The organism is Marinobacter sp. UBA2498 (genome assembly GCF_002341575.1).
Taxonomy (GTDB): domain Bacteria; phylum Pseudomonadota; class Gammaproteobacteria; order Pseudomonadales; family Oleiphilaceae; genus Marinobacter; species Marinobacter manganoxydans.
The window spans coordinates 1-5,141 of the sequence record NZ_DDOI01000005.1 but is presented as its reverse complement, the minus strand read 5'-3'; the positions used below and the strand labels follow the sequence as shown (position 1 = coordinate 5,141).

The 5,141-nt window shown below is 58.5% G+C and carries 5 protein-coding genes and 2 pseudogenes; 3 read left to right on the top strand and 4 right to left on the bottom strand.

All coding sequences use genetic code 11. The features are described from left to right. The first annotated feature begins 172 nt into the window (after positions 1 to 172). From dcd to B2W52_RS00260, 3 genes are all read left to right on the top strand, one after another. Positions 173 to 739 (top strand): dCTP deaminase, encoded by a 567-nt coding sequence (gene dcd / locus B2W52_RS00270; protein ID WP_008172848.1) that lies wholly within the window; start codon positions 173 to 175, stop codon positions 737 to 739. Next, the gene (locus B2W52_RS00265) at positions 736 to 1,335 is read left to right on the top strand and encodes a YjaG family protein (RefSeq protein WP_273071032.1); all 600 of its coding nucleotides are present in this window, start codon (positions 736 to 738) and stop codon (positions 1,333 to 1,335) included. Before dcd ends, B2W52_RS00265 begins: the two co-directional genes overlap by 4 nt. Positions 1,336 to 1,409: 74 nt before the next feature. Then, positions 1,410 to 2,687: a valine--pyruvate transaminase gene (locus tag B2W52_RS00260; RefSeq protein WP_008172844.1), complete on the top strand. Its 1,278-nt coding sequence runs from the start codon at positions 1,410 to 1,412 to the stop codon at positions 2,685 to 2,687. Here B2W52_RS00260 and B2W52_RS00255 read toward each other — a convergent pair. The 4 genes and pseudogenes from B2W52_RS00255 to B2W52_RS22415 all read right to left on the bottom strand — a co-directional run. Beyond that, positions 2,684 to 3,418 (bottom strand): DUF3108 domain-containing protein, encoded by a 735-nt coding sequence (locus B2W52_RS00255; RefSeq protein ID WP_008172842.1) that lies wholly within the window; start codon positions 3,416 to 3,418, stop codon positions 2,684 to 2,686. The two genes, B2W52_RS00260 and B2W52_RS00255, sit on opposite strands and share 4 nt — an antisense overlap. Positions 3,419 to 3,508: 90 nt before the next feature. After that, a complete protein-coding gene (gene purN, locus B2W52_RS00250; RefSeq protein WP_008172840.1) occupies positions 3,509 to 4,171 on the bottom strand; it encodes a phosphoribosylglycinamide formyltransferase in 663 nt (220 codons plus the stop codon). Beyond that, positions 4,168 to 4,983 (bottom strand): annotated as a pseudogene (purM, locus tag B2W52_RS00245) (phosphoribosylformylglycinamidine cyclo-ligase); the annotation flags it as partial. The gene purN and the pseudogene purM, both read right to left, overlap by 4 nt. Before the next feature lie 48 nt (positions 4,984 to 5,031). Beyond that, a pseudogene (locus B2W52_RS22415) lies at positions 5,032 to 5,127 on the bottom strand (hypothetical protein); the annotation flags it as partial. Between the last annotated feature and the right edge of the window lie 14 nt (positions 5,128 to 5,141).

Here is a 5,141-nt window from a genome sequence, read left to right as displayed (position 1 = left end):
ATGTGCTCGTAGCGGGTTTTGGAAGGCTGCTCCTATGAGCGCAGCCCGCCAATTCTGAGGTCCGAGCACCCAGCCGCAGCCCCCAGAAGTAAAGACTCGACAGCCTTCGACAGACCCCAAGGGAAAAGGTAAACTACGCCCCAATTTTCCCAGTGGATACGAGACTTCGCCAATGAGCATCAAATCCGACAAGTGGATTCGCCGGATGTCCGAACAACACGGCATGATCGAACCGTTCGAAAGCGGACAGGTTCGTGAAACCGAAAAAGGCCGCGTGATCTCCTACGGCACCTCCAGCTACGGCTACGACGTACGCTGCAGCAACGAATTCAAAATCTTCACCAACGTCCACTCCGCCACCGTGGACCCGAAGAACTTCGACGAAAACAGCTTCGTCAACTACACCGGCGACGTCTGCATCATCCCGCCGAACTCCTTTGCACTGGCCCGCACCGTTGAATACTTCCGCATTCCACGAAGCGTCCTGACCATCTGCCTGGGCAAGTCCACCTATGCGCGTTGCGGCATCATCGTCAACGTCACCCCGCTGGAACCAGAATGGGAAGGCCAGGTTACGCTGGAATTTTCCAACACCACCAACCTGCCGGCGAAGATCTACGCCAACGAAGGCGTCGCCCAGATGCTCTTCTTTGAATCCGACGAGATCTGTGAAACCAGCTACAAAGACCGGGGCGGCAAATATCTTGGCCAGACCGGCGTGACCCTGCCCAGGACATGAACGCCAACCAGTTCCTGAAAGCCGTTTCACAACTGCAGGGATGGCGCGAATGCGCCTTCCTGCTCGCTCTGGCTGAGCGCTCATTCCCGAACTACGCCCTGTTTGCCGATGCCATGGGCCTGAAGACCGGTGCCAAAATGCGCCAGCTTCTCGATCTTGGCTGGGACTTGCTCCAAAAAGACGTCTCCGAATCGGCGATCCCGCAGTTGCTCGCCAAACTGGAAACCCTGTCGCCGGACGTGGACGCCTACGACGCCTACGGTGTTTACCCGGCCTTCGACTTCTGTCAGCTACTGGAGCAGGCTCTGCTGAACCGCCTGAACCCCTCCAAACACCGCGCTACCGATGCGTCACAGATGGCGACCGGAACCGTGATGAACTTTATTGAGCTGTCCGAAGGGGAAGACCTCGAGGAAGGCGAGCTCGTCCGTCTGCTTGATCATCACCCGTTGATGAAAGAAGACAAAACCTTCCAGCGGGACCTGATCCTGGAGCTGAAGCGCCAACGCACGCCAACCGATCAGTTCGTGGCCCGTCTCCGGGAGGATGCAGCCAACGAGGGCGTCAGTAACCTTGGCATTTCGCTCACCGAATAAACGTTGGGGAGCGAGCAAGCTACACTTTCGGTATTACCCGCTGTATTCAGAATAGGTCAGATGGATTTTATCCCATGAAACTCTCTGCTTTTGGTCGCAAGTTCACCGCCGATGCCGGTATCACGTCCCTCATGGATGACCTGGGTAACGCCATGGCATCCGGCGACGACATGATCATGATGGGCGGGGGAAATCCCGGGCATATTCCCGAGATCCAGCAGAGAGTACAGGAAATTCTCGCGGATATGAGTCGTAACGAGGGCGATGTTCGCCGTCTGGTCGGCATCTACGATCCGCCTCAGGGGGAAAAGCAGTTTATCGCCTCGCTCGCCGAGCTGCTCAACCGCGAATATGGCTGGGGCCTGAAACCTGAGAATATCGCCCTGACCAACGGCAGCCAGGCGGCCTTCTTCATGTTGTTCAACATGTTTGGCGGAGACTACGGCGACGGTAACCGCAAGCATATTCTTTTGCCGCTTGCGCCCGAGTACATCGGCTACGCTGACGCTGGCATTGAACCGGGCCTGTTCCATGCGGTGCAGCCGGACATCTCGTTCACCGACGCCCACGAGTTCAAATACCGGGTGGATTTTGATGCCGTAGAGGTTACCGGCGAGACCGGCGCTATCTGTGTGTCACGTCCCACCAATCCGACCGGTAACGTCGTTACTGACGAAGAGCTTGCCCGGCTTGAAGAGCTCGCCCGCCAACACGACATACCACTGATCGTCGATGGCGCGTATGGCACACCATTTCCGAGCTTGCTGTTCGTTGATGCAACACCCACCTGGAACGACCAGATCATCCTCTGCCTGAGCCTCTCGAAGCTTGGTTTGCCGGCAGCGCGGACCGGAATCGTGATTGCCGCCGAGCCGGTGATCAAGGCGTTGTCAGGCATTAATGCCATTATGAACCTGGCCACGGGCAGTTTTGGCGCCATGCTGGCCGAGCCTCTGGTTCGTTCCGGCGAAATATTGTCCCTGAGCAGAGATGTGGTTTGCCCGTTCTACAAGGCGAAGATGGAACGGGCGGTATCCGCGTTCCGGGAGGCCATGGGAGAGGACAGCTGCCGCTGGTATGTGCACAAGCCCGAGGGCGCCATGTTCCTGTGGCTCTGGTTCCCGGATCTGCCGATCTCCAGCCTTGAGCTGTATCAGCGGTTGAAGAGCCGAGGGGTTCTGGTCGTTTCCGGACACTATTTCTTTCCCGGATTACCGGAAGATGGCTGGAGGCACCGGCATGAGTGTCTGCGCGTGACCTACTCCCAGGACGACGACCGGGTTGCCGAGGGCCTCCGGATCATTGCCGATGAGGTCAAGGCCGTGTGGCGCGAGGCCGGGCGTGAGGTCTAGCGCTCGAACTCTGCTTCCTTGAGTTTCAATTCGTAGGTGCTGCCGTCCGGCTCAACCTGCCTGAGGCGGACTAGCAGGAAATTCTGCTCCGGCGAGAACCACATCAGCGTCTGGCGCTTGGAATCCTCGCGAACCTTCTCCGCCTTCAGGGTGGCGCTCTGTTTGTTGCCGGTGCTCATATTCTCGCCATTGATCACCGCGAAGCGATCGGTGTCGATAGAGTTACCGTCGAGCACCCGATAGGTCATTTCCCGCTTGCCATTCTTGATGTCCTGGTGCAGCTGAAGCTGGTAGCCCAGCGGATCCAGCAGGCCTTCTTCCAGCGCCAGTTCGAAGGGCTTTCCCTTGTATTCCCCGGTTGCGACGCCTGCGGACCAGTCGAAGTCGATAGAGTTCTTGCGGTCGCTGATCAGGAAACCGGATAAGCGGTATCGGTATCGCATGGGTATGACGTGCCCGTCCTCCCAGCGGAATACCAGCGATTCATCGATGCTGACAATGAACGAGTCGACATCCGTGCGGTACAGCCAGACATCGTTGCCCTGGGAGGAGAGTGTGCGTTTTGCGGTGCCATTGAGGGAGAGACCCTTCTCCATGGCTGCGGTATAGCTGGCCTCGAAGGGGGTGAGGTCCGCTTCGGTCTCGGCATGCAGCGTGACCGGTCCGGCGAGAATGCCGAGACAGGCCAGCAGTGCGGCGCAACCAAATCTGATGAGACGTCGTGAAAGCATCTTGTTAAACCCGAACAATTACCGTCATCAATGGCGACAGTGTAGCTGCTCGGGCAGGATGCGGGGATGACAATTCGTTCAGGCGATGCCTCAGTTGTCCGGCAGGCGCATCGGAGCGTTCAAGGGTTCGCCGTCGAACAACACATAATCGCTACCCAGTTGAATCCGGCCCTCACAGAACCAGCGCACAACAATGGGGTAGAGGATGTGTTCCTTGGCCTGTACCTTCTCCGCGAGGCTTTCTGGCGTGTCATCGGAAACAATCGCCACTTCTGCCTGGGCAATCACGGGGCCGCCATCCAGCTCTTCGGTAACGAAGTGGATGGAAACGCCATGTACGGTATCGCCCGCTTCCAGTGCACGACGGTGAGTATTCAGCCCGGTGTACTTCGGCAACAGGGACGGGTGAATGTTCAGCATCTTACCCCGGAATGCCCGAACAAAATCCGTGGTCAGAATGCGCATGAAGCCTGCCAGGACAATCAGATCCGGATTGTATCGGAGGATTTCCGCCATCAGGGAGGCATCAAACTCATCCCGGGATTCGAAATTCTTGTGGTTTACCACAAAGGTCTCGATATTGGCCTGGGCCGCGCGCTCAAGGGCAAACGCGCCGGGCTGGTTGCAGCCAACGGCAATTATCTGCCCGGGAAAATCCCGCCCCCGGCTGGCGTCAATCAGTGCCTGAAGGTTGGTGCCGCTTCCGGAGGCGAGCACCAGGATTTTCGGTAACGGGGTCTGATCTGCCTTCATGCCGACAGCAGCCCCGGTGCATAGCGAACGCAGGCATCTGCCTGTTCGTCATCGGCACGTTCGATCAGGCCTACCTGCCAGGCATGTTCGCCCAGTGCTTTCAGGGTATCCAGGGCCAGCTCCTTCTGGTTGGCAGGCACGCAGACAATCATGCCGATACCACAGTTAAAGGTGCGGTACATCTCTTCACTGGCAACGCCGCCGTTGTCCTTGAGCCACTGGAATACCGGGGGCAATGACCAGCTGTTCGTATCGATGGCAGCGATGGTGCCGTTCGGCAGCACCCTGGGAATATTTTCCGGCAGGCCACCACCAGTGATGTGGGAGAGGGCACGAACGTCGACTTCGCGAATCAGCTGCAGAAGATTCTTTACGTAGATTCGAGTCGGTGCCATCAAGGCGTTGGCCAGGGTGGTATCGCCCATTGGCTGCTCGAGGTCAGCGTTGCTGACTTCCAGAATTTTCCGGATCAGGGAGTAGCCGTTGGAGTGAGGGCCGGAAGAGCCCAGGGCAATCAGCACGTCTCCGGCCTGGACGCGGCCGCCGTCAATAATCTCGCTGCGTTCGGCAACGCCTACGCAGAAGCCAGCCAGATCGTAGTCGTCGCCTTCGTACATGCCCGGCATTTCAGCGGTTTCGCCGCCGATCAGCGCGCAGCCGGCCTGACGGCATCCTTCAGCGATGCCTTCGACAATGGCCGTTCCCTGGGCGACGTCGAGCGCCCCGGTAGCGAAGTAATCGAGGAAGAACAGCGGTTCGGCACCCTGGACGACGAGGTCGTTGACGCACATGGCGACCAGATNNCCGCCGACCAGCGCACAGCCAGCCTGCTCGCAGCCCTCGCCGATCCCGGCAACCACCTGAGTGGCAACGTCTACGTTCAGCTTGCCGGTCGCGTAGTAGTCGAGGAAGAAAAGCGGTTCAGCGCCGCCGACAACCAGATCGTTCACGCACATGGCGACCAGATCGA

Excerpts from the sequence above, each read along its gene's own strand:
- dcd (WP_008172848.1), top strand. The coding sequence starts at position 173 with ATGAGCATCAAATCCGACAAGTGGATTCGCCGGATGTCCGAACAACAC.
- B2W52_RS00260 (WP_008172844.1), top strand. The coding sequence starts at position 1,410 with ATGAAACTCTCTGCTTTTGGTCGCAAGTTCACCGCCGATGCCGGTATC.
- purN (WP_008172840.1), bottom strand. The coding sequence starts at position 4,171 with ATGAAGGCAGATCAGACCCCGTTACCGAAAATCCTGGTGCTCGCCTCC.
- B2W52_RS00265 (WP_273071032.1), top strand. The coding sequence starts at position 736 with ATGAACGCCAACCAGTTCCTGAAAGCCGTTTCACAACTGCAGGGATGG.
- B2W52_RS00255 (WP_008172842.1), bottom strand. The coding sequence starts at position 3,418 with ATGCTTTCACGACGTCTCATCAGATTTGGTTGCGCCGCACTGCTGGCC.